The organism is Parachitinimonas caeni (assembly GCF_030129945.1).
GTDB classification, from domain to species: domain Bacteria; phylum Pseudomonadota; class Gammaproteobacteria; order Burkholderiales; family Chitinimonadaceae; genus Parachitinimonas; species Parachitinimonas caeni.
This window is the reverse complement of sequence record NZ_JARRAF010000049.1, coordinates 1-23,274: the sequence shown is the minus strand read 5'-3', so window position 1 is coordinate 23,274 and position 23,274 is coordinate 1. Positions and strand designations below refer to the sequence as shown.

Here is a 23,274-nt window from a genome sequence, read left to right as displayed (position 1 = left end):
TCCTGCAGTTCGATGTCGAGCGAGACCGGATGCCCGAGCAGCGCTTCGAAGTTGATGTCGGGTTTCTTCGACAGGACTTCGATCTCGGCCTCGAACACGGTGGAGAGCGCATCGCGCAGGGTCATGCAGCGGAACAGGAGGGCGTCATCGCCCAGCGGGGTGTGGAGGCGGAGGGGGCGCGGCATGGGGCAAATCCTTGGTGGGACTCGGTATAGATAAAGATAGACAATCCAGCATTTCCAGCCAGTCATCGCTCGCCAGGTGCATTGCCTGGGGCAATGAACTTAGCAGCAACTTATGCCATCGTCAATTTATCTTATTGCCAAATAGCTGCAACCCTCGACGCCAAGCCAGACAGGCCAATCACCCTTGGCCAACCCATTAAGCCTTGTAAATTATTTTTATAATAATCAATTGACTACAACCAGCACCCAGCACCATCAAGGGTCTGAAAACGGTTACGTTGGCGACAACGCGTCCAACCTGAAATTAAGTAATCGCAGCCGAATAAATATTCTTAATTAATAAAAACAATAGAAATCAATTAGCGCTTACCCAGATAAAGCAATTATCGAAGCCCGAATATCCACAGGGTGCATTCGGGCTATCGGATTCCATCAATTCGGGCTGACTTTGGCGCGGAAGACCAAGCTGGATAGCCAGCCGTAAGCAATGTACAAATTGAGCAGATACAAGATGGCAAAGCACATCAGGCTGATCAGCCAGTAAGCCAGGGTCGCCTCGGCCAGTAGGGACTGGATCTCCTGCATCTGACCAGGGCTGGCCAAGCCTTTGGCAAAGATCAGCACCTGCAACAGCGATGCCAGCAGACAGCCAATCAGCGACTGGCCGACCAGCACCCAGCGCTCTCGAAAATCGGGCAAGCGTTGGTGTTGCTGGACAAAGCGGTTCATCACCAGCAGCACCGCCCCAACAAGGGTGGCAAAGCTGGTGCCAATCCCCCCTTGAAAATGCAGCAGGATGTCGGCCAGCAGCACCAGCAGCGATATCAGCAAATACGCGGCAGTAAACAGCATGGAGTACTTATAAAGCGGGATCTTGGATTCAGGCATGGGTTATTCCAGAAATGGCGACCTCAAGGTCGAGCAAAGCGAAGCGGCCATTATCCTCTGTTCGGCGAAACACCGTCTCTGCTGACGCGCGTCAGGAGGGGGTTCGACTACAATCAAAGAGTGAATTCCACGCTCAGGATGCCGGCAGCCCATGAAATTCAAGCTGGAACAGATCGACCCGACCTCAGAGGCCGCCAAGGGAATCGCCGACGGCCTGGCTCATTACAATTTGCGCCGTCTGGGTAGCCGCGACCTGCTGCCGCTGTGTCTGGCCGCGCGTAATTCCGAGGGCGAAGTGATTGGTGGGCTGCTGGCCATCACCATCTGGGGCTGGCTGTTGATTGAGCGTTTCTGGGTCACCGAGACCGCGCGCGGTCAGGGCCTGGGTAGTGCCTTGCTGCAGCAGGCGGAGTTTGATGCCCTGGCCCGGGGCTGCCATCACGCCACGCTGGAGACCTTCAGTTTTCAATCGCTGCCGTTTTATGTGCGCCAGGGCTACGAGGTGTACGGCCAGCTCGACGATTTTCCGCTGGGGCAAAGCCGCTACAGCCTGCGCAAGCAGCTGGGGGCATATACGGGGTCTGATTCGGTTGGGCGTGGCACGGATCAGGTACGCAACGTTATGACTGGCAACGAAGCGCCGGAGGCCGTCTATCTGGCACTGCTGCATAGTACGACGCTGGACATGCTGGACCGCCGCGACTTTTCTGAGCTGTTGCAGGTGATCGTAGACCGGGCCGGCGAGATTCTCGAAGCCGAGCTGGCGGAATTGATGCTGCTGGAAGGGGACGAACTGGTCACCGTTGCCTGTTCGCGTAATCAGAGCCAGGTGCTGGGCGACCGGGTGCGGCGTGGTCAGTCTTTGCTGTCATGGCGGGCGCTCGATAGCGGGCTGCCAGCCTTGATCGACGATTACAGCACCTGGCCGGGTCGGCGCGATATCTATAACGCCAACCCGGTGCATGGGGTGGCAGATTTTCCGATCCGGATCGGCAGCCAGTCGATTGGCGTGCTGGCTATGGGGCGCACTCTGCCGGATCGTCCGTTTACCCCGGCAGAAGTTTCGCTGGGGATGCGCTTTAGCATGCTGGCTGCCTTGGTCATCGACAATGCCCGGCGCGACGAGCGAGTGCGCAATGAATTGGCACAAAGGCAAGCCGCCGAAGTCATCTTGCGCCAGCAGAACAGCGAGCTGGATGCCTATGCCCGCACGGTAGCCCATGATCTGAAGATTCCTCTGACCACGCTGATTGGCATGTCCCGCCTGCTGCAGGCCGGCAATGCCATGCCAGAAGCCGCCAGGCAGCAAGCCATAGACGCCATCTACCGCACTTCGCTCAAGATGAATCAGATCATCGAAGCGCTGCTCAGCCTCAGCCAGCAACGGCTTAACCACCCGGCCAAACTGACCAGCTGCGAACCCAGCCTGATTGCCCACGAAGCCAGCGAAAGGCTGGCCAACCGCATTGTTGAAACCAGCGCCACCGTCCGCATCGAACCAGACCTGCCGGCCGTTCAAGCACATGGGCCGTGGTTGGAAGAGGTGTTTGCCAATCTGCTCTCGAACGCCATCAAATACGGCGGCAAGCCACCACGGATCGAGATTGGCGGCCTCCGCCTGGGTAAGCAGGTGCAGCTGTGGGTGCGCGATCATGGCCCAGGCATTCCAGAATCGGCACAGAGCCAGCTATTCCGGGAGTTTTCGCGATTGGACGACAATGCTGTCGATATCGAAGGCCACGGCCTGGGCTTGTCGATTGTGAAGCGGCTAGTTGAGGCGATGATGGGGCAAGTCGGTTTCGACAATCCGCCCGACGGCGGCGCCCGCTTCACCATGCTGCTGAATGCAGCGAGCTGAGATGAAACGTCTGTTGATCATCCACGCCGGCCAGAATGAAACCGGGCGAGCCTATGCGCTGGCGGAAGCGGCCCGGCGCGGGGCATGCGGTGTAGCGGGTCTGGAACTCGTCTTCAAGCCGGCCTTGCTGGCCGGGGTTGAAGATCTGCTGGCTGCCGACGGGATTCTGATGATTACGCCAGAAAAATTCGGCTATATGGCTGGCGCGCTCAAGGACTTTTTCGATCGCACCTTCTACCCGGCGCAAGGCCAGGTGGAGGGGCTGCCCTATGCGCTGATTGTGGTAGCGGGCAATGATGGCCGTGGTGCCGTCACGGCCGTCGAGCGCATTGTGCGCGGCTACCCGTTCAAGCCGGTCGATGCGCCGCTCGTGGTAATCGGCGAGCCGACAGCCGACCAACTTGCCGCCGCCGAAGCGTTGGGGGCCGGCATGGCCGAGGGGGTGGCGCTGGGCATTTTCTGATGCCACTGCCGCAGCGCCTCGCGGATTGGCCGGCGCAGCAGCCGTTCAAACCGCAGGCAAGGTCTTGCGATAGCGGTTGAGATCGGCCACCGATTCGAGCTTCTTCTCCAGCAAATTCGAGAGATTGCGCAAGATGCCACCGACCACGCGCGCTTCGCAGTCGGTATTGAACTGGATCTGCTCGTCCAGCCAGCGCTCCAGCCAGCCCGGATCAGGCAGTCGCGACTGAATCGTGTCGTTGGGAAAGTGCTCTTTTGAAACGTGCAGATTGGTGGGGTGCAGCGGTTTGCGTGAACGCGACGACGCCGCCATGAGCACCCCCAGCTTGGCAAAGGCCGCACGGGCATTGTCGCCAAACCGGCCAATCGCCCGCTTCATATACTTCAGATAGGCGCCGGCATGGCGTGCTTCGTCACGCGACAGCAAATCGTAGATATGGCGGATCACCGGCTCGGTATGCCAGTCCGCCGCACGGCGGTACCACTGGGTCAGGCGGATCTCACCGCAGAAGTGCAGCATCAACGTTTCCAGCGGCGGGGCCGGGTCAAACTCAAACCGTACCGCGTGCAGTTCTTCCTCTCGCGGCAGCAGATCAGGCCGGAAACGCTTCAGATACTCCATCAGCACCAGGGCGTGTTTTTGCTCCTCGAAAAACCAGATCGACATGAAGGCCGAGAAATCGGAGTCATCGCGATTGTCGCGCAGGAACATCTCGGTTGCGGGCAGGGCTGCCCACTCGGTGATGGCATTCATCTTGATCGTCATCGCCTGCTCATCGCTCAGACGGCTGGCATCGTACTGGTCCCACGGAATATCGCTCGCCATGTTCCAGCGGGCTGATTCCAGCGAGTGAAACAATTCTGTGTACAACATCGCGCTCTCCCTTTGTCGGTATCGAATCTGGCCATTTCAATGGCAGCCAGCACGGCTTGCACTAGGCTCTGTTGATGCTGCATTTTCTGGCCGCGCCGCATCGTCCAGATTGCCCCCGAGTCATTCGGCCCCACCCTTGCAGTGCGCAGCTTAACGCAATCAGGTTTGGGGTTTTGTGACGGTTTGACCGCACCAGTCCAGCGGGCAGGCGAATGGTGCCATAGCCCGTAGCGGCTCAGAAGCCCATTGCCACCCTGCGCATTCGGCACTTCCCCTGGCCGCGCCAGACAGCGCAACACCCAAGCTGGCATCGGTCTGCCAAGAGCGGGGCCATCTGCTATAGAAAAATGCACGGCCGGATATTTCACAACGTCTATGCTGAATTGTCCGGGCCACGCAGCAGCCGCAACCCGGCCCAGAAGGCGGCGGGACCAGAACAATGCCGGAAACCCAAGCACTTGGGCATCAACCGGCAATCAGGAGGTTCAACCCATTACGGCAGTCAGCACCTGCTGTTTCGAACCAAGCCGGATAACCGGCCACGCCGAGGGATGCAACATGAAAAGACTGAAATCTCGACTGGGGATGCTGGTGGGCCTTGGCATTGTCACCAGCCTGGTTATAGGTGGAATTGGTTGGCTGGAAACGCACAACCAGGGCTCCAGCAGTGAAAAGCTGGTCAATAGTGTTGAGGCTGTCCGAAATCAGATGCTGAGCGACATGATGCACGACGCCCTGCGGGCCGATGTGCTCAATGCGCTCTACAACAGCAGTAACCCTGCGGCCAAAGCCGAAGTGACGGCAGACACGGCAGAGCACGCCAAAACTTTCATCAAGGCACTTGATGACGCCCGCCACGCTGTGGACAACCCGGCCGCTCAGCAAGCGATTGATGACGTGAAGCCGCTGGTAGCCCAATACGGCAACCAGGCACAACAACTGGTTGCCCAGGCTTTTGAACAACCGGATGTGGCACGCCAAGCTCTGCCAGCGTTTCTGGCCCTTTTCAAAGAGCTCGAAGGCAAGAACGAGAAGGTCAGCGACACCATTGAGGCCGCCGCCAATCAAGTGCGGGACGAGGCGCGCATCAGCGCCCGTAACGGCCTGCTGGTGATGTTGGCATCTACCTGGATTGGTGCCGGATTGATGCTGGCAGTGGGCTGGATCATCGGCCGCAGTGTTTATTTGCAGATTGGCGCCGAGCCAGAACGCGCACGTCGCGCACTGCAGAAAATGGCCCAGGGCGACCTCAGCCCCACCCTTTACCGCAAGCTGCCTGCGGCCAGCCTGATGGAAAGCGTCATCCAGCTCAACCAGAAATGGCGCGACATCATTCAAGGCTTGACGGCCGAAGCGGATGCGCTGCGTGCGGCGGCCGATCAGGTCAATGGGGTATCGCACCAGTCGGCCACCCGCTCATCCCAGCAAGGCTCGGCAACGATGGAAATGGCCGCGAGCATCGAGCAGCTCTCGACCAGCATTCAAGTCATCTGGGAAACCGCTTTCACCGTCGAAAGCACCGCTAGCCGTGCCTGCCTGCAGACCGATGAAGGTGTGGGCACGGTGCGGGCTTTATCTTGGGGGGTCAAACAGATTTCCGACATCCTGCAGACGGCCGCCCATTCGGTTCAGCAGCTTTCCGATCAGTCAAAGCAGATTACCGAAATTGTGAATGTGATCAAGGAAATTGCCGACCAGACCAACTTGCTCGCCCTGAATGCCGCGATTGAAGCAGCGCGCGCTGGCGAGCAAGGGCGCGGATTCGCCGTTGTTGCCGATGAAGTGCGCAAACTGGCCGAGCGCACCAGCAACTCCACCATTGAGATCACCAATCGCGTTGGCCAGATCCAGAGCAATGTGACCGGCGCCGTCAGCGTCATCATGTCCGCATCGAATCTGGCCGCCGACGGGGTGGGCCTGGCGGATGCAGCAGGCAGCAATATTGAAGACATCCACCATGGCGCGGTTGCCGTGAAGTCCGCCGTTGCCGACATTGCCCGCACGCTGCAAGAACAAGCACGAGGCAGCGAGACGCTGGCGGTCAGCGTGGCCCAGCTGGCCGAGCTTTCCGAACAGAGCATGGATTTAGCCAAGCAGTGTGCAGATGCCGCAGCCTTGGTCAATGCCTCGGTCAACCAACTCACCGTTGCCTGCCATCAGTTCGATTTCTAGACTCCACCGCAGGCGAAAGGGCCTACCGGAGAGAAACGCATCAAGCTCACCGGCCTGCTCATTAACCAACCCGCCCACCTGCACGGTGGGCTTTTCTTTGCCTGCGCCACCCACACACCCTGATCGCATTTCTACGAAAATCATTTCAAATCAAATGACTAACCAATTTTTCATGCGATTCTCTACAAGCAAGTGGTGCCGCATTGGTATCTTTTGCGTACCAATACATGCCATATCATATTACGTACCACATAACGAAATAGCATGATTACCCCCTCAATACCCCACCCCTATCTGCCCAAGCGGCCCAAGCGGCCCAATAGCGATAAAAAATCAAAAAAGGAGGGAAAACCGGAAAGTGCCGCACGCAGCAACCACAAACAGGAATCCGACCGCAAGCAGCCGATCCCAACACCCGTACCAAACTCTGCCGACGCTTTGCTTAAGTCGGCGCCAGAACAGCGCTTATTCGGGCAGGCAATGCAGGCAATCCTGCGAGAGGGCGGCCTGTCGGAACTTCTCGAATTCACCCAATGCCTGCATCACCGCCAGCTGATTGCGCAGGCGATCGGCCAGGGCTTGTCGGTTTGGCGCGAGAAACAGGTACACGTCCACGCTGGCCAATATCCCTAATCTATTTAATTGGTGCTTATATTCGGCCTGATCGAGAAAATTGGAAATACTATTTTCCGCAGCAATGCAGACATCTACCTTGCCATTCAAAATCAAATTCAAACAGCTATGGTAGTCATTCACCTGCCGCCTGAATGCAATATGGCGGGTATTTTCTGTAACGAACTTTGCATCGCGTAAATAAGCAATCCGGCGATCACTTAAAGCCGCCCAATTATCCGCACGCGGCGCATGCGCGAGCCCGATAGCCAGATAGTGGTCTTGAGCATAAGCCGGTTCGATGCGAATGGCCTGCGGCAGCTGGCGCGAGAAAGCCAGATCTCGCGCCAGATCGCCATCCACGGTGCCAGCTTCGAGCATGGCCTGCGCTCTGCCATCCGGTAACGAGTCCTGCAGGCGCAGCTGTAATCCGGCACGCCTGCAAGCCTCGATCAGCACGGAGTTTCCCAGATGAAATGCGCGCTGTTCCGGTGTCAGCGTGGTTACCAGACGCAACTCATCGGCCGCCTGACAGAGGCCGCCGCCAAACACGCACGCCCACAACATCCACTTTGCCACTTGCCGCACAACAACCTCTGTCTGAATCCATCGTCTTAAGACTATAGACCAAACAACCGTTTTTTCTCTTTAATCAACTGCTTATATAGAGTTTGAATAAATGACATCTGTCCGCAGTACATACTTGCGGCCAGATTGCAGAGTCGCCCCTTCGTGCCAGCACCGGTGCTCAAACAGCAACACCGCACCACACTGCGGGGGAATGGGAACAGAGACGGCCGATGCAGGACCTTCCGGCAGCAGCAGCGTTTCACCGCCTGCCGCCACATCGTTTAGATACAGCAAGGCGGTAAGCCGGGTCTGGCTGCCATCTGGAAGGTGAACCACGCCGTCTTTATGGGCCTTGAATCTCTGGCCCGGCAGGTAACGATAGACGCGCAAGGCAGGGTTCAACCCTGCCGTAATGCCCCAGGTCGACACAACCGGCAACTGGGCCTGCAAGCGCTGCCACCAGGTCGCCAGCAGCTGTGTATCGGTAAAATTCACGCGATCATTGTTGCGTATGCGCGCATCCACCTGCGCGCCGCTAGAAAACGCCACCGATGCGGCAGACAAGCCGGCCGCTTCGGCCTGCTCAATTATCGCCAGGCACTCCTGTGGTGAGAATACGCCGGGAATAAACTTATAAATCATCAAGCACCCAGACTTTTAGCTGCGCCTGCATTTTATAGGCATATTCAGCTTTTCGCAGGCGACACGGACGTCTTATATATCGCTGGTAATTTCATCCTGCAATTTCTCTAATTCATCGAGAATTCGAACGAATTTTTGGCCAAATGGCGTAATCACGTATTCAACCCGTGGTGGCACCTCGTTAAAGGCAACCCGCTCGATAATGCCGAATTCGATATTCTTGCGCAGGCACTCGTTAAGCACCTTGGTTGTCAAGCCTTCGACGCTGCGTACCATCTCGCCCGGGCGGTTGATGTCATTGGCCAGCAAGCGATAAACCGTCAACGACCACTTGCAACCGTAGATGGTCTCAACCATGCGGGCGCTGCGCTCGGGCGCCAGTCTTCTGGAAAATATTTTTTCTTTGCTACGCATTAATTCGTACCAAAAAGTAAGCAGGTTACCAAATTGTACCTACTTTTCGCTGTGAATACCCACCGATAAGCTGGCGGCACATTTTGAACAGCAAAAGGATTTACACCATGAAGCCATTTAACCAATCTTATGCCCTGATTATTGGCGGCTCAAGTGGAATAGGTTATGCCACAGCAAAACGCCTGCTTGAATCGAATATACCGGTGGTAATTGTTGGCAGTTCTATGGAAAAACTCAAAACCGCTCAATCGGAGTTATCTAGATTTGGCCAGATCGAAACCATTCAAGCGAATTTATATCACGAGGCAGATATTCAACGTGTCGTTGATTTTGCCGGCAACTTCTCACAGCCAATTAGATTTCTGGTAAATGCTGCGGGTTATTTCAAACCGACACCATTTCTTGAGCACACGGCCAACGATTACAACACCTATCTTGATCTGAATCGGGCCAGCTTTTTCATTACCCAGGCCGCAGCCCGGAATATGGCCGCCAATGGGGGAGGTGCCATTGTGAATGTCGGCTCGATGTGGGCCAAACAAGCTATCAAGGCGACGCCTTCGTCGGCGTATTCCATGGCCAAGGCAGGTCTGCACGCCTTGACCCAGCACCTGGCGATGGAACTGGCCGACCATAACATCCGGGTGAATGCGGTGTCGCCCGCCGTGGTCCGAACCCCCATTTACGAGGCCTTCATCGACCCGACAGAGCTGGATGCCACGCTATCCTCGTTCAACAGCTTTCATCCGATTGGCCGCATTGGCAGCGCCGACGACGTCGCCACCACCATCATGTTCCTGCTGAGCTACGAAGCAAAATGGGTGACCGGGGCAGTCTGGGATGTCGATGGCGGTGTGATGGCCGGCCGCAACTGAGCGGGCGGGCGGCGCAAGCCGCCCCTGAATGGATGGTGGAGTGATCAGCTTTCAGCGGCGATCATTCCGGCATCACTCGCCACAAAGGGAATGCCAGCCGCAGCCGACGCAGTCGCACGGTGCTGGCAGGCGATCCAGCAGGCAAACAGCTGATGCCCATTGATCTGGCGAACCGGGCCAGCCCGCATGGCCGGCACGCCGCCATGGCGCAACAGGCGCTCGATTCCTGCCGGAGAAACCGAGATCAGCCATTCCGCGCCTTGCTCCCTGGCACAGGTTATCGCGGTACGTAAGAGCTGCACGGTGAACGAGGCGGAGAACTGCCGCAAAGCGCCCTGAGCAGAGGGGCTGGATGCGGCGAAGCGTGATAGTTCCCATATTGCGGGCGAACAAGGGGGTATTGCGCCATCCAGTAATTCAGGGAAGACATCCGCCAGCAGATAGGGGCTAGTAGTCGGCAGCAGACGCGCACAGCCTTGCACGGCCCCTTGCTCGTTATGCGCTGCGATGTAGAGCGTATCCGGCCGGTCGAACTGGTCGGCTTCCATGCCGTCATGGCAGGTCAGGGGCCATCCAAGCTGCTCGACGAAGATCTGCCGCCGATATTGGCCAATCGCCCGCAACAGCGGTTCTGGCAAGCCCTTCTGAGAACCCGAGACCATTTGCATGGCAACCACCCATCCGGTTTGTCTTGTTTTGCTGTGATCGTTTATCCCCCTGCGCACAGGCCAATTGCCAGGCAGGCAAGCGATATTCGATGGGGTAGACACACAGGGTAACTGTCAATAATGACAGGTGCCGGTCGGCAATCGTAGGTTTAGCGTGTACAGGCTATCCGGGCGCCTTGCCGGGCTCTGTTGATGTTTTGTTTTCGGGTTGTGTTTCGCCGGATTCGGGCCCGATGCAAGGCGAAAAGCGCCGCTTAGTGAGCCAAGCCACGCAGTTTCCCGTCTGGGCGCATAGGCGGTAAGGCTTGCGCTGCAAGCCAACAACCTGGCAGTCAACGCGGTAGCAGGCCCCAATCCGGCGCGACCGGAAACAAAACGTCAGCAGAGCCTACGCAAGTCCAACCAGGAAAACGACGATGACACAAATCCTCTCCAGCACTGCCGCTCGTATCGGTAACTCAGCCCCTCAACTGGCGCTTGAAACCTATTACACCCTGCAAAACCCTGCCAACAGCAACTTCTTGTCATGGCAAGGTGGCGGCGCCTTCATGGCCAAGCAGGCGATCATCTATCCAACGGCCAAGGATCTGTGGTTCTCCGATCCAGCCGGCGCAGACTCCGGCCTGATCGTGACCGGCCAGAACCTCTATATCAAGATCTCGGTTACGGTGCATCTGTGGCTCGCCATCAGCACTCCGCCAACGGATTTCGCCCAGTGGGCCAATATCGGCGGCGAAGACATCCAGTATGAATGGCAGCTGTACGTCGATGACAATCTGACACCTAATTTGCCGATCTACCTGGGGCAACAGCCACTCTACATTCAGAGCGTGGCCTTCCCCGGCTACTTTCTGGCACAGATTCCCAACAGCCAGGACCCGTCGTGGGTCAGCGTCACCAACAGCCCATTCCCCTGGGGAGTCGAGCAGGAAGGCGGCGAGGGCTAAGCGGCGGTCTCTTCATCGGCCACAAACACTTTGGTGCCGGCTTCGCGTAAGGCAGCGGCCAGATGCTCGGGAGGAGTGGCATCGGTAAACAAGCAATGCACCTGGCTCAGATGGCCCAGCCGCACCATGGCTTCGCGGTTGAATTTGGTCTGGTCTGCCACCAGCCAGACCTGGCGGGACTGCTCGATAATGGTCTGCGCGACTTTGACTTCCTTGTAGTCAAAGTCGCGCAGGCTGCCATCCGGCTCGATGCTGGAAATACCGATAATGCCGATATCGACCCGAAACTGCCGGATAAAGTCGATGGTCGCCTCTCCTACCACGCCACGGTCACGCGGCCTTACCACACCCCCGGCCACGATCACCTCGCAATCGGGATTGGCCGTCAGCGTCATCGCCACATTCAGATTGTTGGTCACCACATGCAAATCACGGTGATGCTGTAGCGCCTTGGCGACTTCCTCGGTCGTCGTGCCGAGGTTGATGAACAACGACTTGCCGTCGGGCAGCTCCCGCGCCACCAGTTCGGCAATGCGCCGCTTGGCATCAATATTCAGCACCTGTCGCTGCGGATAGGCGATGTTCTGCACGCTGGACGGCAAACCCACCCCGCCGTGATACCGCTGCACCAGTTTCTCTTCGTCCAGTTGCGCCACATCGCGCCGTATCGTCTGCATCGTCACGCCAAAGTGGCTGGCCAACTCATCGACCGACACGAAGCCACGCTGGCGCACCAGCTCCAGTAATTCATTCTGTCTTGGGTTCACTGCGTCTCCTGCATCAATCCAACCACCCGTTCTGAGCATAGCCAGCCTGCCAGATCAATCCTCACTCGGCTCGACTGCCGGCATGCGGCCATGCCAGCAGCGCGGACCATAGCACCATTCTTTTTATGACATCAAACCCGCCGTTTTGCGCGATTTTGTTCTAGCAAGCGCTCAATTTAATAGAAAACGAACACAATATGCAGACCCACCCGCGAAATCGATTAGCAGTGGTTTCATTTTGATATTTCAGTCTTTTAACCTATAAACACTAGGAAAATCCTCACGCCGCTCGCTTGAAGCGGCATTCGTTGCGTCAATCCAAACAATCCAAAACGAACCAATAACTACACATAACGAATATTCGAGTGTATTGTTTCAAACAAATACAATCACATTCGCGCCGTGCAACAGACCGTTGCATCGGCAACAAGAGGAAACCTGACCGTGGATACAAAGGAATACGACGTAGTAGTAGTAGGGGGTGGCATCAACGGTGCCGGTATTGCGCGGGACTTGGCAGGCCGGGGGTATTCGGTGTTGCTTTGCGAAAAGGACGATCTGGCCCAGCACACTTCGTCCAGCAGCACCAAGCTGATCCACGGCGGCTTGCGCTATCTCGAATACTACGAATTCGGCTTGGTCAGAAAGGCCCTGCAAGAGCGCGAAGTCCTGCTGAAATCAGCCCCCCATATCATGTGGCCCCTGCGCTTCGTGATGCCGCACGACAGCCATCTGCGCCCCGCCTGGCTGATCCGCGCCGGCATGTTTCTGTATGACCATCTGGCCCGCCGTGAAATTCTGCCCGGCTCCCGAGGCGTCAGCCTGAAGAAGCATGTGGCCGGCGGCCCATTGCGGCCACATTTTCATACCGGTTTCATCTACTCGGACGGCTGGGTGCAGGACGCACGTCTGGTGACCCTGTGCGCGATGGATGCACAGGAACGGGGCGCCACCGTGCTCACCCGCACCGCCGTCACCCGCGCCGAAAGGCAGGCCCAAGGCTGGCTGATCGACCTGTCCGACGATTCTGGCCAGACCCGGCAGGTGCATGCCAAAGCCCTGGTCAACGCCGCCGGTCCCTGGGTGGGCAGCTTTCTTGAAACCGCGCAAGTCGAAGCCAAACGCAAGGTACGGCTGGTCAAGGGCAGCCATATCGTGGTCAAACGCCTGTACGACCATCCCTACGCCTACATCTTTCAGAACCCGGACAAGCGCATCATCTTTGCCATCCCGTTCGAGCAGGACTTCACCCTGATCGGCACGACCGACGTCGAGTACACCGGCGACCCGGCCAAAGTCGCGATTGATGCCGACGAAACCGCCTATCTGTGCGACATGGCAAGCCGTTACTTCACCCGCGCCGTTATCCCCGCCGATGTGGTGTGGACCTACTCCGGCGTGCGCCCGCTGCTGGATGACGAGTCATCGAATGCCGCCAGCGTCACTCGCGACTACGAGCTAGTACTCGACCAGACAGGTGCACCCCTGCTATCGGTGTTCGGCGGCAAGATCACCACTTTCCGCAAACTGGCCGAAGAAGCGGCAGATCGTCTGCAGGGCTTGCTCAAGCCAGGCCGTGGCGCCTGGACCGCCAGCGCGGCATTGCCTGGGGGAGATCTGCCGGTGGACATCACCCCTTACATCGAACAGCTCGAAACCGACTACCCGTGGCTACCCGCCGGTATGGCACAGCGCCTGGCGCGCACTTATGGCAGTCGCAGCAGCCGGATTCTCGAAGGCCGGCGCGACTTGAGTGATCTGGGCACCGAAGTGGTGCCGGGCCTGTTTGAGGCAGAACTCCGCTATCTGGTTGAAGCGGAATTTGCCCGCAAAGCCGAGGACATCCTGTGGCGGCGCTCCAAGCTGGGCCTGCGCTTGCCGGCAGATGCCGCATCGAAACTGGATGCCTGGCTGAGCACGTTCAGAGGTGCCTGAATGTTGCAAAGCTGACAAAATCGAAAGAAACCGATTACTCTATCGGTCGAAAAACATAATCGTTGTTTGATTGCAGGGCATCGTTTGCCCCAGTCAAACCCAGACGGTGCTCCGGGCGAAGCGGGCGCACCGAGGGAGACACAGCATGCAGCTTCAACTCGAAGGGATCAGCAAGCAGGTCGGTGCCGAGACACATATCCACCCGCTCGACCTGACCCTGCAGCCCGGCAAGATCAATGTATTGCTCGGCCAGACCCGTGCCGGCAAAACCACCCTGATGCGCCTGATGGCGGGGCTCGACCGCCCGACGCAAGGCAAGGTCATTGCCGATGGCCGTGATGTCACTGGCGTGTCGGTGCGTCAGCGCAAACTGGCGATGGTGTACCAGCAATTCGTCAATTACCCGGCATTCAGCGTATTCGAGAACATCGCCTCGCCGCTGCGGCTGGCGGGCGGGTTATCGGAGACCGACATCAAGCAGCGGGTTCAGGCCATGGCAGAGAAACTGCACATCGCCCACCTGCTCGACCGCCTGCCCGGCGCCTTATCCGGCGGACAGCAGCAACGTACCGCCATGGCGCGGGCCATGGTCAAGCAGGCACCGCTTTTGCTGCTGGACGAGCCGCTGGTCAACCTCGACTACAAATTGCGCGAAGAATTGCGCGCCGAGCTGAAAGACCTGTTCGCCGATAGCCAGACCACCGTGGTCTACGCCACCACCGAACCGCAGGAAGCCCTGCTGCTGGGCGGCTACACCGCCGTTCTGGATGAAGGCCGACTGCTACAGTTCGCACCGACACTGGATGTCTTTCATCACCCGGCGACCCGCCGCGTCGCTCAGGTATTCAGCGATCCACCGATGAATCTGTTCCCGGCCACGGTGCGGGGCGATGCCCGGGAAGTCCACCTCGACAGCGATCTGAGCATTCCGCTGGCCCCGCATCTGACCAATCTGCCCACCGGCCAATACTCGCTCGGCATTCGCCCGAGCCATCTGCGGCTGGCACCACGTTCCAACAGTGATGTGGCCCTACCCTGCGAGGTCGAACTGGCCGAAATCAGTGGCTCCGATACCTATCTGCATGTACGCCACGGGCGTAGTGACTGGGTATCGCAGCTGGCTGGCGTCAATGAATTCGAGCCCGGCAGCACACTGACGCTCTACATCGACCCACGGGAAGTGTTTGCTTTCGACAATCAGGGCAAGCTGGCGGGTTCGCCCAGCCGCACTGCCTGAGGAGAACGACCATGGCAAAGATCGAACTGGTCGGACTCGGCCACAAATATCCTGGCAACGCCGACTATTCACTCCAGCCCCAGACGATGACCTGGCAGGACGGTGGCGCCTATGCGCTGCTTGGCCCGTCCGGCTGTGGCAAAACCACGCTGCTGAATATCATTTCCGGCCTGCTGATTCCCAGCGAGGGTCAGGTACTGTTTGACGGCTGCGATGTCACCCGGCTGCCGACCGAGCAACGCAATATCGCCCAGGTTTTCCAGTTTCCGGTGATCTACGACACCATGACCGTGTTCGATAACCTTGCCTTCCCGCTGCGCAATCGCAAGCTGCGCGAGCCTGAGGTGAAGAGCCGGGTACAGGAAATCGCCGAGATCCTGGATCTGACCGGCGATCTGAAGCGCCGCGCCGCCGGTCTTTCGGCTGAAGAGAAGCAGATCATTTCGCTCGGTCGCGGTCTGGTGCGCAAAGACGTGGCTGCCGTGCTGTTTGACGAGCCGCTGACCGTGATCGACCCGCACGTCAAATGGCTGTTGCGACGCCAGCTCAAGCGCATTCATCAACAACTCAAGCTGTCCCTGATCTACGTTACGCACGATCAGATCGAAGCGCTGACCTTTGCCGATCAGGTCGTGGTTATGTACGAAGGTCAGGTCGTGCAGATGGGTACGCCGCAAGACCTGTTTGAAACCCCCGCCCATACCTTTGTCGGCCACTTCATCGGCAGCCCTGGCATGAATCTGCTGCCCTGCCAGCTGGAAGGACAAAGCATCCGGCTGGGTACGCAAACCCTGCCCATCGACAGCGCCCTGGCGGGCAAGCTGGCCAGCATCGGCCAGCCCCTGACGCTGGGTATCCGGCCCGAATTCATCCAGCTGGCCGAAGACGGCCCGACGCTGGATGCGGAAGTACTGCGGCTGGAAGACCTCGGCACCGTCAAACTGCTGACCGCGCAACTGGCGGGGCAGACCATCAAGATCAAGCTGGGTGAGCACGCCAGCGTGAACAGCGACCGGGTCCGGCTGGGCTTTACACCCGCCCGCACCATGTTCTATGCCGATGGCCGGCGTGTAGCTTAAGGGGAGGAATGATGAAACCCATCAATAACAAAGCCTGGCTGCTGGTGTTACCAGTGGTCTTGTGCGTGGCGTTTTCGGCAGTGATCCCGCTGATGACGGTGGTCAACTATTCGGTGCAGGACATTCTGAGCCCGGAACAGAAAGTGTTTGTGGGTACCGAATGGTTCAAAACCGTGCTGCGCGACCCCGAGCTGCATGGTGCCTTGCTGCGGCAGATCATCTTTTCAGCCACCGTGCTGGCCATCGAGATTCCGCTGGGCATCATGCTGGCGCTGGCATTACCGGCAGCGGGCTGGCGCTCGTCGCTGGCACTGGTTCTGCTGGCGATGCCGCTGCTGATTCCGCAAAACGTCGTCGGTACCATCTGGCAGATCTATGGCCGCACCGATATTGGCCTGGGTGGCGTGGCCTTGCATGCCCTTGGAACAGAGTACAACTACGCGTCGAATTCGCTACACGCCTGGCTGACTGTCGTGGTCATGGATGTCTGGCACTGGACGCCGCTGATCGCCCTGTTGGCATTCGCTGGCCTGCGGGCGATTCCCGAAGCGTACTACCAGGCAGCGCGAATTGATGGCGCCTCGCGCTGGGCCGTGTTCCGCTACATCCAGCTGCCCAAGATGCGGGGAGTACTGCTGATCGGCCTGCTGCTGCGCTTCATGGACAGCTTCATGATCTACACCGAGCCTTTTGTGCTCACTGGCGGCGGCCCCGGCAATGCCACCACCTTCCTCAGCCAGTACCTGACGCAAAAAGCTGTCGGCCAGTTCGATCTGGGCCCGGCAGCGGCATTCTCGCTGGTGTACTTCCTTATCATCCTGCTGGCCTGCTTCGTGTTCTACACCCTGTTGCAGCAAAGCCAGTCGGCCGACCAGAAAGGCTGAGCCATGAAAAAACGTTACTTCGGCCTCGTGCTCTATCTTGTGTTCGCCATCCTGCCGATCTACTGGATGCTGAACATGTCGCTCAAGACCAACGAGGAAATCACCGGCGTCTTCAGTCTGTGGCCACATCAGCTGACTTTCGCCAACTTCCGTACCATCCTCACCGATCCGGCCTGGTATGGCGGCTATATCAACTCGCTGATCTATGTAGGTATCAATACCGTGCTGTCGGTGGCGGTGGCGCTGCCTGCCGCATATGCGTTCTCGCGCTATCAGTTTCTGGGCGACAAACATCTGTTCTTCTGGCTGCTGACCAACCGCATGAGTCCACCGGCCGTGTTTCTGCTGCCCTTCTTCCAGCTGTATTCCAGCGTCGGCTTGTTCGATACGCACATTGCCGTTGCCATGGCCCATATGCTGTTCAATGTGCCACTGGCGGTGTGGATTCTGGAAGGCTTCATGTCAGGCATTCCTCGCGAGATAGATGAAACCGCCTATATCGACGGCTATAGCTTTCCTCGTTTCTTTCTCCGCATCTTCATTCCGCTGATTGGGGCTGGTATTGGCGTCACCGCCTTCTTCTGCTTCATGTTCAGTTGGGTGGAGCTGTTACTGGCCCGCACACTGACCTCGGTCAACGCCAAGCCGATTGTCGCCATCATGACCCGTACCGTCAGTGCCGCCGGCATGGACTGGGGCGTACTGGCGGCCGCCGGCGTGCTGACCATCGTGCCGGGTGCGCTGGTGATCTGGTTTGTTCGCAACTACATCGCCAAAGGGTTTGCGATGGGCCGCGTTTAAGCCCATCACCAAAGGAGACAAAACATGGAATGGATGGCCTGGACGCCCACGGTGGCGTACTTTTTCAGCGCAGTCGGCGTGATGCTGCTTGGCATGACGATCTGGCAGATTGTCAGCCCCAGTATTCCCCGTCGCGGCTTTCTGCCGCTCGTCACCACCCGGGGTGATCGACTGTTCCTGGGCTTGCTCAGTGCCGCGTACATCAGCCTGGCCTGGACCGGCCTCACTGACATGAATCAGTGGTACGGCACCGCCATTGCGTTTACCGTGCTGCTGATTGTCATGCGCTGGGGCTAGGCCCTGTCCGCATCACTGGGGACACCTACAGGACATCGTCCATCCAAAGCGCACAGCGATTTTGCCGACGGTTTCCAAAACGAATATCCAAGCGCTGGCTGTGCCTTCCGGCTAGCGTTGCAGGGAGAGAAGGCAATCCAAAACAGGAGACAAGCCGTGGTCAAGAAGATGGTATTGGCAGTTGCCTGCGCCTTTGCGGCGCCAATGGCCTTTGCAGGCCCAGCCGAGGCACAGAAATGGGTAGACAGTGAGTTCCAGCCCAGCACCTTGACGAAGCAGCAGCAACTCGAAGAAATGAAATGGTTTATCGCTGCTGCCGACAAGCTGAAGAAAGCCGGCATCACCGAAATCAACGTGGTGTCCGAAACCATCGACACCCACTCCTATGAATCGAAGACACTGGCAAAAGCGTTCACGGAAATCACCGGCATCAAGGTCAATCACGATCTGATTCAGGAAGGTGATGTCGTTGAAAAGCTGCAGACCCAGATGCAGTCTGGCAAGAACATCTACGACGGCTGGATCTCCGATTCCGACCTGATCGGCACCCACTACCGCTATGGCCAGATCGTTCCGCTGACCGATTTCATGGCCGGCGAAGGCAAGGAATTCACCAGCCCGACCCTGGACCTGAAAGACTTCATCGGCACCCGCTTCACTACCGCTCCCGACGGCAAGCTCTATCAGCTGCCCGATCAGCAGTTCGCCAATCTGTACTGGTTCCGTGCCGACTGGTTCGACCGGGCCGACCTGAAAAAGAAATTCAAGGACAAGTACGGTTATGAACTGGGCGTGCCGGTCAACTGGTCAGCCTATGAAGACATCGCCAACTTCTTCACCAACGATGTAAAGGAAATCGACGGCGTGAAGGTCTATGGCCACATGGACTACGGCAAGAAAGACCCAAGCTTGGGCTGGCGCTTTACCGATGCCTGGTTGTCGATGGCCGGTACGGCCGACAAGGGCATCCCCAACGGCCAGCCGGTAGATGAATGGGGTATTCGCGTGGGTGACGACAAGTGCACACCGGTTGGCGCTTCGATGAGCCGTGGCGGTGCCACCAACAGCCCTGCTGCGGTTTACGCGCTGACCAAGTACATCGACTGGATGAAGAAATACGCACCGCCACAGGCAATCGGCATGACGTTCTCTGAAGCCGGCCCGGTACCGGCCCAAGGCAACGTCGCCCAGCAGATTTTCTGGTACACCGCGTTTACGTCGTCGATGAACAAGCCCGGTCTGGCTGTGGTGAACAAGGATGGCACACCAAAGTGGCGGATGGCCCCCAGCCCGCATGGCCCTTACTGGAAAGATGGTATGCAGAACGGCTATCAGGACGTTGGCAGCTGGACCTTCTTCAAGTCCACCCCGCTGCAACGCCGTCAGGCCGCTTGGCTGTATGCCCAGTTTGTCACCGCCAAGACCGTTTCGCTGAAGAAGACACTGGTGGGCCTGACCCCGATCCGCGAGTCGGATATCCAGAGCAAAGCCATGACCGACATGGCCCCCAAGCTGGGTGGTTTCGTCGAATTCTACCGCAGCCCGGCCCGCGTGGCGTGGACCCCGACCGGTACCAACGTGCCTGACTACCCCAAGCTGGCCCAGCTGTGGTGGAAGAACGTGGCAACGGCAGTCACTGGCGAGCAAACCCCGCAAGGCGCCATGGACAATCTGGCCAAGGAAATGGACGGCGTGATGTCGCGCCTGCAGCGCGCCGGCATGAAGGCCTGTGCGCCCAAGCTCAACCCCGAAACCGATCCGAAGCAGTGGATGGCCAAAGGTGGCGCCCCCTGGCCCAAACTCGCCAACGAGAAGCCCAAGGGCGAAACCGTGCCTTACGAGCAGTTGCTGAAGGCATGGAAGGAAGGTCGCGTGCGCTAAGTGCTGCAGCTATTCGGCACAGTGGCAACACCGTGCCGAATACATGACTTGCAAGGGCCTGACCGACCATTTCAGCCACACAACACATCCGCTCGGGTGCGCTGTGTGGCTGAAGTCGCATCTGGCCAGTGTTAAATGACCGGGCATGTCGCCCGCTTCTCTACCCTTTCGAGGCTTTGCCATGTCCTTCGTATTAGCCCTAGACCAGGGTACCACCAGCTCCCGCGCCATCGTTTTTGATGAAAATGGCCGTCTGGTTGCCAGTGCCCAGCAAGAATTTCCACAACTTTTTCCACAGCCCGGCTGGGTCGAACATCAGCCCCAGGACATCTGGCAAAGCCAGCTTGCCACCGCCCGACTGGCCATCGAAAAAGCTGGTATTCAGCCCAGCCAGCTGGCTGCCATCGGCATCACCAATCAGCGCGAAACCACCGTGCTGTGGGACCGCAAAACCGGCGAGCCACTGGCCAACGCCATCGTCTGGCAAGACCGCCGAACCGCCGATTTATGCAAGCAGCTGGCCGATGCCGGCCATGAACCCCAGGTGCGCGCCCGCACCGGCCTGCTGCTCGATTCCTACTTTTCCGGCCCGAAACTGGCCTGGCTGCTCGACCATATTCCGGGCTCACGTCAGCGCGCCGAAGCCGGTGAATTGGCCTTCGGCACCATCGACAGCTGGCTGATCTGGAACCTCACCGGTGGCCGTCTGCACATCACCGATCCGAGCAATGCGGCCCGCACCCTGATGTTCAATATCCACAGCCAGCTGTGGGATGATGACATGCTGGCCTTGTTCAATATTCCACGCTCGGTTTTACCGACCATCGTCGCGTCGAGTGGCTGTCATGGCAAAACCGAGCCATCCGTGCTGGGGGCAGCCATCGAAATCGGCGGCATTGCCGGCGACCAGCAGTCGGCCCTGTTCGGCCAGGCTTGCCACCGCCCCGGCATGGCCAAGAACACCTATGGCACCGGCTGTTTCATGCTGCTGCAAACCGGCGACACCGCCATGCCATCGGAACACGGCCTACTCACCACCGTGGCCGCCAGTGGCGACGGCAAGCCCCGTTATGCACTGGAAGGCAGCGTGTTTGTTGGGGGTGCCGTGGTGCAATGGCTGCGTGACGGCTTGGGCCTCGTCCCCAACTCGTCCGCCGTCGAACCGTTGGCAGCGTCGGTGCCGGACAGCGGTGGCGTCTACTTCGTTCCCGCCTTTACCGGCCTGGGTGCGCCACACTGGGACCCACACGCCTGCGGTGGCATGCTCGGCCTGTCACGCGGCACCACGCAGGCCCACATCGCCCGGGCGGCGCTCGAAGGCATTGCTTTCCAGTCGGCCGATCTGCTCGAAGCCATGCAGGCTGACGCGGGCCAACCTCTGGCCGAACTGAGGGCCGATGGTGGCGCCGCCGCCAATAATCTGCTGCTGCAATTCCAGGCCGACCTGCTGGGCGTGCCGGTTGTCCGGCCCAAGGTACTCGAAACCACGGCGCTGGGCGCTGCCTTGCTGGCTGGGCTCGCGGTTGGCGTCTACGCCAGCGTTGAAGCCTTGGCCAGCCAGTGGCAGATGGACCGTGTGTTCGAGCCCGGCATCAGCCGCGACGAAGCCGCCGCCCGACGCAGCAAGTGGCGCTCCGCCGTGGCCCGCGTGCAGAACTGGCGCGGCTGATTGCCACGCTCAGACGCATCCCGACCGGCGGCCATCTAACCCAACCAGCGGTCAGTTAAGCTGGCGGCAAATGGTGAAAATTTCGCCAGTCGGGAGGTACATTGAGTATTTTGATGTGGGTGTTTGCAGGGCTGCTGGCCGGCGCCTATTTGCTGCCTGCCACGTATTTGAGTTATCGGCTCATCGGCAGCCCCACCCTCACAAGGGGACAGAAAGCCATACAGCTACCGCTGATCTGGCTCCTTCCCTTTCTGAGCTGGTTTCTGGTGGCCGCGGCATTACCATGGCGGCAGGATGACCGATGGGATATCCGATTTGCCCGGCAGGAAGACGAAATCAACGAACGCCTGGATGTCTTTCCTCGGGTGAATGGGCGGGACACCAGTCCATCCGGCCATTCATCCAGCCGCGATCAGATGGAGACGGGATATGACTGAACTTGGACAATGGCTGGTCCCGGCATTCGCGCTCGTTTTGCTCACCGCTTATGGGCTGATCGGCGCCCGACTGAGCTACTTGGTACTGCATAGCGAGCTGTTCGACCCGTGGCAGAAACGGGCACAGCTCCTACTGATCTGGTGTCTGCCGATTCTGGGCTGGGGCTTGATACTGGCGGCATTGCTCCCCTCCCGCCGCGCGGGGCGCCTTTTCATTCCGCTAGAAGCTTTCCTTTTGCTGGCAGGGACAGTCAGCACCTTGCAGACCGGCCTCGATCAACGCCACGATCAGCTTCACTCGTCAGACACTCATGATGTCTCGACCGGCGATGGCGGGCTCGACTTCGATTAGCGCCACAACCTGCTAAAAATACTCACGCGCCGTCCAGCTCCCGCCACATATGCATCTTGTCGATGAACTGATCGCCCTGCCGTACCGCATACGGCTCCAGCCCCCAGGGGCGGAAGCCACATCGCTCGTATAGGCGGTAAGCGGCGATATTGCCGTTGCTCACCGTCAGCTGAATCAACCTGACGCCGCCCCGCTGGCGTGCCGCTTCGATGACCGCCAGCACCAGTTTTTCGCCCAGGCCCTGCTGACGGAACCGCGCATCGACATACATACCGAACAAAGCCGCCTTATGGCGTGTCTTCTCGCGCCGTTCAAACGACACCCCGACCACCCCGACCAGCTCACCGCCCACCCAGGCACCAATCACGCGCTCACCCGCCTGCGCTTCGGGCGCCAGCCGGGCGCGCCACCAATCAAGGGGCAAAGATTCCCGCTCGGCGGCCGTTGAGGTAAACGAGTCGGGATGCAAGGCATAGGCCTGCAGCATCAGCTGGCGATAAACCTGAGCATGGGAAACATCAAGAATCTGGATGGTAAGCGGGGCATTCATGGCAATCCGTATCTTTCAGAGGTTGAGCTGAGGCGTAATGGTAAGGATAGTCCCGACACAGGCAAGCTGCCGGTCGCCTCATCAGACCAAGCAATCAGGGATTAGGCTCTGTTGACGTTTTGTTTCCGGTCGCGCCGGGCCGAGTTTTGGGGCAGGGCGAGGCAGGGTGAGTGCAGTTTAGCGAGCTAAATAAGCGAACGCTAACGACGCCATGCCCC

Annotated in this window: 24 protein-coding genes; 15 read left to right on the top strand and 9 right to left on the bottom strand. The window is 58.7% G+C overall.

Going from position 1 to position 23,274, the window contains the following annotated elements; genetic code table 11:
• Positions 1-185 (bottom strand): hypothetical protein (locus PZA18_RS22120; RefSeq protein WP_284103069.1); only part of this gene is annotated, 185 nt, incomplete at its 3' end.
• A gap of 432 nt (positions 186-617) precedes the next feature.
• Positions 618-1,073, bottom strand: a complete 456-nt coding sequence (locus PZA18_RS22115; protein WP_284103068.1) for an ABZJ_00895 family protein — start codon at positions 1,071-1,073, stop codon at positions 618-620.
• Between the two features lie 151 nt (positions 1,074-1,224).
• On the opposite strand from PZA18_RS22115, the gene PZA18_RS22110 reads away from it, so the two are divergent.
• Both PZA18_RS22110 and PZA18_RS22105 read left to right on the top strand, forming a co-directional pair.
• The gene (locus tag PZA18_RS22110) at positions 1,225-2,931 is read left to right on the top strand and encodes a GNAT family N-acetyltransferase (RefSeq protein ID WP_284103066.1); all 1,707 of its coding nucleotides are present in this window, start codon (positions 1,225-1,227) and stop codon (positions 2,929-2,931) included.
• 1 nt (position 2,932) lies between these two features.
• Positions 2,933-3,394 (top strand): flavodoxin family protein, encoded by a 462-nt coding sequence (locus PZA18_RS22105; RefSeq protein WP_284103065.1) that lies wholly within the window; start codon positions 2,933-2,935, stop codon positions 3,392-3,394.
• 45 nt (positions 3,395-3,439) lie between these two features.
• On the opposite strand, the gene PZA18_RS22100 is transcribed toward PZA18_RS22105, so the two are convergent.
• Positions 3,440-4,267, bottom strand: a complete 828-nt coding sequence (locus PZA18_RS22100; RefSeq protein WP_284103064.1) for a ferritin family protein — start codon at positions 4,265-4,267, stop codon at positions 3,440-3,442.
• A 558-nt stretch (positions 4,268-4,825) separates the two neighbouring features.
• Here PZA18_RS22100 and PZA18_RS22095 point away from each other — a divergent pair.
• Positions 4,826-6,439 (top strand): methyl-accepting chemotaxis protein, encoded by a 1,614-nt coding sequence (locus PZA18_RS22095; RefSeq protein ID WP_284103063.1) that lies wholly within the window; start codon positions 4,826-4,828, stop codon positions 6,437-6,439.
• Between the two features lie 465 nt (positions 6,440-6,904).
• Here the strand turns inward: PZA18_RS22095 and PZA18_RS22090 are convergent, their stop codons facing one another.
• The 3 genes from PZA18_RS22090 to PZA18_RS22080 all read right to left on the bottom strand — a co-directional run bounded on the left by PZA18_RS22090 (position 6,905) and on the right by PZA18_RS22080 (position 8,677).
• Positions 6,905-7,618: a substrate-binding periplasmic protein gene (locus PZA18_RS22090; protein WP_284103062.1), complete on the bottom strand. Its 714-nt coding sequence runs from the start codon at positions 7,616-7,618 to the stop codon at positions 6,905-6,907.
• 93 nt (positions 7,619-7,711) lie between these two features.
• Positions 7,712-8,263, bottom strand: coding sequence for a prolyl hydroxylase family protein (locus PZA18_RS22085; RefSeq protein ID WP_284103061.1), 552 nt, complete (start codon positions 8,261-8,263; stop codon positions 7,712-7,714).
• A 72-nt stretch (positions 8,264-8,335) separates the two neighbouring features.
• Positions 8,336-8,677 carry a winged helix-turn-helix transcriptional regulator gene (locus tag PZA18_RS22080; RefSeq protein WP_284103060.1) on the bottom strand — a complete coding sequence of 114 codons (342 nt, stop codon included), beginning with the start codon at positions 8,675-8,677 and terminating at the stop codon, positions 8,336-8,338.
• A 107-nt stretch (positions 8,678-8,784) separates the two neighbouring features.
• On the opposite strand from PZA18_RS22080, the gene PZA18_RS22075 reads away from it, so the two are divergent.
• Positions 8,785-9,552, top strand: a complete 768-nt coding sequence (locus PZA18_RS22075) for an SDR family NAD(P)-dependent oxidoreductase (RefSeq protein WP_284103059.1) — start codon at positions 8,785-8,787, stop codon at positions 9,550-9,552.
• A gap of 44 nt (positions 9,553-9,596) precedes the next feature.
• Here the strand turns inward: PZA18_RS22075 and PZA18_RS22070 are convergent, their stop codons facing one another.
• Positions 9,597-10,220 carry an acyl-homoserine-lactone synthase gene (locus PZA18_RS22070; protein WP_284103058.1) on the bottom strand — a complete coding sequence of 208 codons (624 nt, stop codon included), beginning with the start codon at positions 10,218-10,220 and terminating at the stop codon, positions 9,597-9,599.
• A 416-nt stretch (positions 10,221-10,636) separates the two neighbouring features.
• Here PZA18_RS22070 and PZA18_RS22065 point away from each other — a divergent pair, with 416 nt between their 5' ends.
• Complete coding sequence (locus PZA18_RS22065) at positions 10,637-11,167, top strand: hypothetical protein (protein ID WP_284103057.1); 531 nt, start codon at positions 10,637-10,639, stop codon at positions 11,165-11,167.
• Here PZA18_RS22065 and PZA18_RS22060 read toward each other — a convergent pair.
• A complete protein-coding gene (locus tag PZA18_RS22060) occupies positions 11,164-11,934 on the bottom strand; it encodes a DeoR/GlpR family DNA-binding transcription regulator (RefSeq protein WP_284103056.1) in 771 nt (256 codons plus the stop codon). The two genes, PZA18_RS22065 and PZA18_RS22060, sit on opposite strands and share 4 nt — an antisense overlap.
• Before the next feature lie 444 nt (positions 11,935-12,378).
• On the opposite strand from PZA18_RS22060, the gene glpD reads away from it, so the two are divergent.
• The 10 genes from glpD to PZA18_RS22010 all read left to right on the top strand — a co-directional run bounded on the left by glpD (position 12,379) and on the right by PZA18_RS22010 (position 22,506).
• Positions 12,379-13,869 carry a glycerol-3-phosphate dehydrogenase gene (gene glpD / locus PZA18_RS22055; RefSeq protein ID WP_284103055.1) on the top strand — a complete coding sequence of 497 codons (1,491 nt, stop codon included), beginning with the start codon at positions 12,379-12,381 and terminating at the stop codon, positions 13,867-13,869.
• A 145-nt stretch (positions 13,870-14,014) separates the two neighbouring features.
• Positions 14,015-15,106 carry an ABC transporter ATP-binding protein gene (locus tag PZA18_RS22050; protein WP_284103054.1) on the top strand — a complete coding sequence of 364 codons (1,092 nt, stop codon included), beginning with the start codon at positions 14,015-14,017 and terminating at the stop codon, positions 15,104-15,106.
• An 11-nt stretch (positions 15,107-15,117) separates the two neighbouring features.
• Positions 15,118-16,185, top strand: coding sequence for an ABC transporter ATP-binding protein (locus PZA18_RS22045; RefSeq protein WP_284103053.1), 1,068 nt, complete (start codon positions 15,118-15,120; stop codon positions 16,183-16,185).
• Between the two features lie 8 nt (positions 16,186-16,193).
• The gene (locus PZA18_RS22040; protein WP_284103052.1) at positions 16,194-17,069 is read left to right on the top strand and encodes a carbohydrate ABC transporter permease; all 876 of its coding nucleotides are present in this window, start codon (positions 16,194-16,196) and stop codon (positions 17,067-17,069) included.
• 3 nt (positions 17,070-17,072) lie between these two features.
• Positions 17,073-17,870 (top strand): carbohydrate ABC transporter permease, encoded by a 798-nt coding sequence (locus tag PZA18_RS22035; RefSeq protein ID WP_284103051.1) that lies wholly within the window; start codon positions 17,073-17,075, stop codon positions 17,868-17,870.
• 24 nt (positions 17,871-17,894) lie between these two features.
• On the top strand, positions 17,895-18,167 hold the full coding sequence (locus tag PZA18_RS22030) for a DUF2160 domain-containing protein (protein WP_308447446.1): 273 nt from the start codon (positions 17,895-17,897) through the stop codon (positions 18,165-18,167).
• A 156-nt stretch (positions 18,168-18,323) separates the two neighbouring features.
• The gene (locus tag PZA18_RS22025) at positions 18,324-20,048 is read left to right on the top strand and encodes an ABC transporter substrate-binding protein (protein WP_308447445.1); all 1,725 of its coding nucleotides are present in this window, start codon (positions 18,324-18,326) and stop codon (positions 20,046-20,048) included.
• Between the two features lie 181 nt (positions 20,049-20,229).
• Positions 20,230-21,717, top strand: a complete 1,488-nt coding sequence (gene glpK / locus PZA18_RS22020; protein WP_284103050.1) for a glycerol kinase GlpK — start codon at positions 20,230-20,232, stop codon at positions 21,715-21,717.
• A 113-nt stretch (positions 21,718-21,830) separates the two neighbouring features.
• Complete coding sequence (locus PZA18_RS22015) at positions 21,831-22,154, top strand: hypothetical protein (RefSeq protein WP_284103049.1); 324 nt, start codon at positions 21,831-21,833, stop codon at positions 22,152-22,154.
• Complete coding sequence (locus tag PZA18_RS22010; protein WP_284103048.1) at positions 22,147-22,506, top strand: hypothetical protein; 360 nt, start codon at positions 22,147-22,149, stop codon at positions 22,504-22,506. Before PZA18_RS22015 ends, PZA18_RS22010 begins: the two co-directional genes overlap by 8 nt.
• A gap of 22 nt (positions 22,507-22,528) precedes the next feature.
• Here PZA18_RS22010 and PZA18_RS22005 read toward each other — a convergent pair whose 3' ends face one another.
• On the bottom strand, positions 22,529-23,056 hold the full coding sequence (locus PZA18_RS22005) for a GNAT family N-acetyltransferase (protein ID WP_284103047.1): 528 nt from the start codon (positions 23,054-23,056) through the stop codon (positions 22,529-22,531).
• Between the last annotated feature and the right edge of the window lie 218 nt (positions 23,057-23,274).

Bases quoted from the DNA above. Each gene is read 5' to 3' on its own strand.
- PZA18_RS22115 (WP_284103068.1), bottom strand. From the start codon at position 1,073: ATGCCTGAATCCAAGATCCCGCTTTATAAGTACTCCATGCTGTTTACT.
- PZA18_RS22110 (WP_284103066.1), top strand. From the start codon at position 1,225: ATGAAATTCAAGCTGGAACAGATCGACCCGACCTCAGAGGCCGCCAAG.
- PZA18_RS22105 (WP_284103065.1), top strand. From the start codon at position 2,933: ATGAAACGTCTGTTGATCATCCACGCCGGCCAGAATGAAACCGGGCGA.
- PZA18_RS22100 (WP_284103064.1), bottom strand. From the start codon at position 4,267: ATGTTGTACACAGAATTGTTTCACTCGCTGGAATCAGCCCGCTGGAAC.
- PZA18_RS22095 (WP_284103063.1), top strand. From the start codon at position 4,826: ATGAAAAGACTGAAATCTCGACTGGGGATGCTGGTGGGCCTTGGCATT.
- PZA18_RS22090 (WP_284103062.1), bottom strand. From the start codon at position 7,618: ATGTTGTGGGCGTGCGTGTTTGGCGGCGGCCTCTGTCAGGCGGCCGAT.
- PZA18_RS22085 (WP_284103061.1), bottom strand. From the start codon at position 8,263: ATGATTTATAAGTTTATTCCCGGCGTATTCTCACCACAGGAGTGCCTG.
- PZA18_RS22080 (WP_284103060.1), bottom strand. From the start codon at position 8,677: ATGCGTAGCAAAGAAAAAATATTTTCCAGAAGACTGGCGCCCGAGCGC.
- PZA18_RS22075 (WP_284103059.1), top strand. From the start codon at position 8,785: ATGAAGCCATTTAACCAATCTTATGCCCTGATTATTGGCGGCTCAAGT.
- PZA18_RS22070 (WP_284103058.1), bottom strand. From the start codon at position 10,220: ATGCAAATGGTCTCGGGTTCTCAGAAGGGCTTGCCAGAACCGCTGTTG.
- PZA18_RS22065 (WP_284103057.1), top strand. From the start codon at position 10,637: ATGACACAAATCCTCTCCAGCACTGCCGCTCGTATCGGTAACTCAGCC.
- PZA18_RS22050 (WP_284103054.1), top strand. From the start codon at position 14,015: ATGCAGCTTCAACTCGAAGGGATCAGCAAGCAGGTCGGTGCCGAGACA.
- PZA18_RS22045 (WP_284103053.1), top strand. From the start codon at position 15,118: ATGGCAAAGATCGAACTGGTCGGACTCGGCCACAAATATCCTGGCAAC.
- PZA18_RS22040 (WP_284103052.1), top strand. From the start codon at position 16,194: ATGATGAAACCCATCAATAACAAAGCCTGGCTGCTGGTGTTACCAGTG.
- PZA18_RS22035 (WP_284103051.1), top strand. From the start codon at position 17,073: ATGAAAAAACGTTACTTCGGCCTCGTGCTCTATCTTGTGTTCGCCATC.
- PZA18_RS22030 (WP_308447446.1), top strand. From the start codon at position 17,895: ATGGAATGGATGGCCTGGACGCCCACGGTGGCGTACTTTTTCAGCGCA.
- glpK (WP_284103050.1), top strand. From the start codon at position 20,230: ATGTCCTTCGTATTAGCCCTAGACCAGGGTACCACCAGCTCCCGCGCC.
- PZA18_RS22015 (WP_284103049.1), top strand. From the start codon at position 21,831: ATGTGGGTGTTTGCAGGGCTGCTGGCCGGCGCCTATTTGCTGCCTGCC.
- PZA18_RS22010 (WP_284103048.1), top strand. From the start codon at position 22,147: ATGACTGAACTTGGACAATGGCTGGTCCCGGCATTCGCGCTCGTTTTG.
- PZA18_RS22005 (WP_284103047.1), bottom strand. From the start codon at position 23,056: ATGAATGCCCCGCTTACCATCCAGATTCTTGATGTTTCCCATGCTCAG.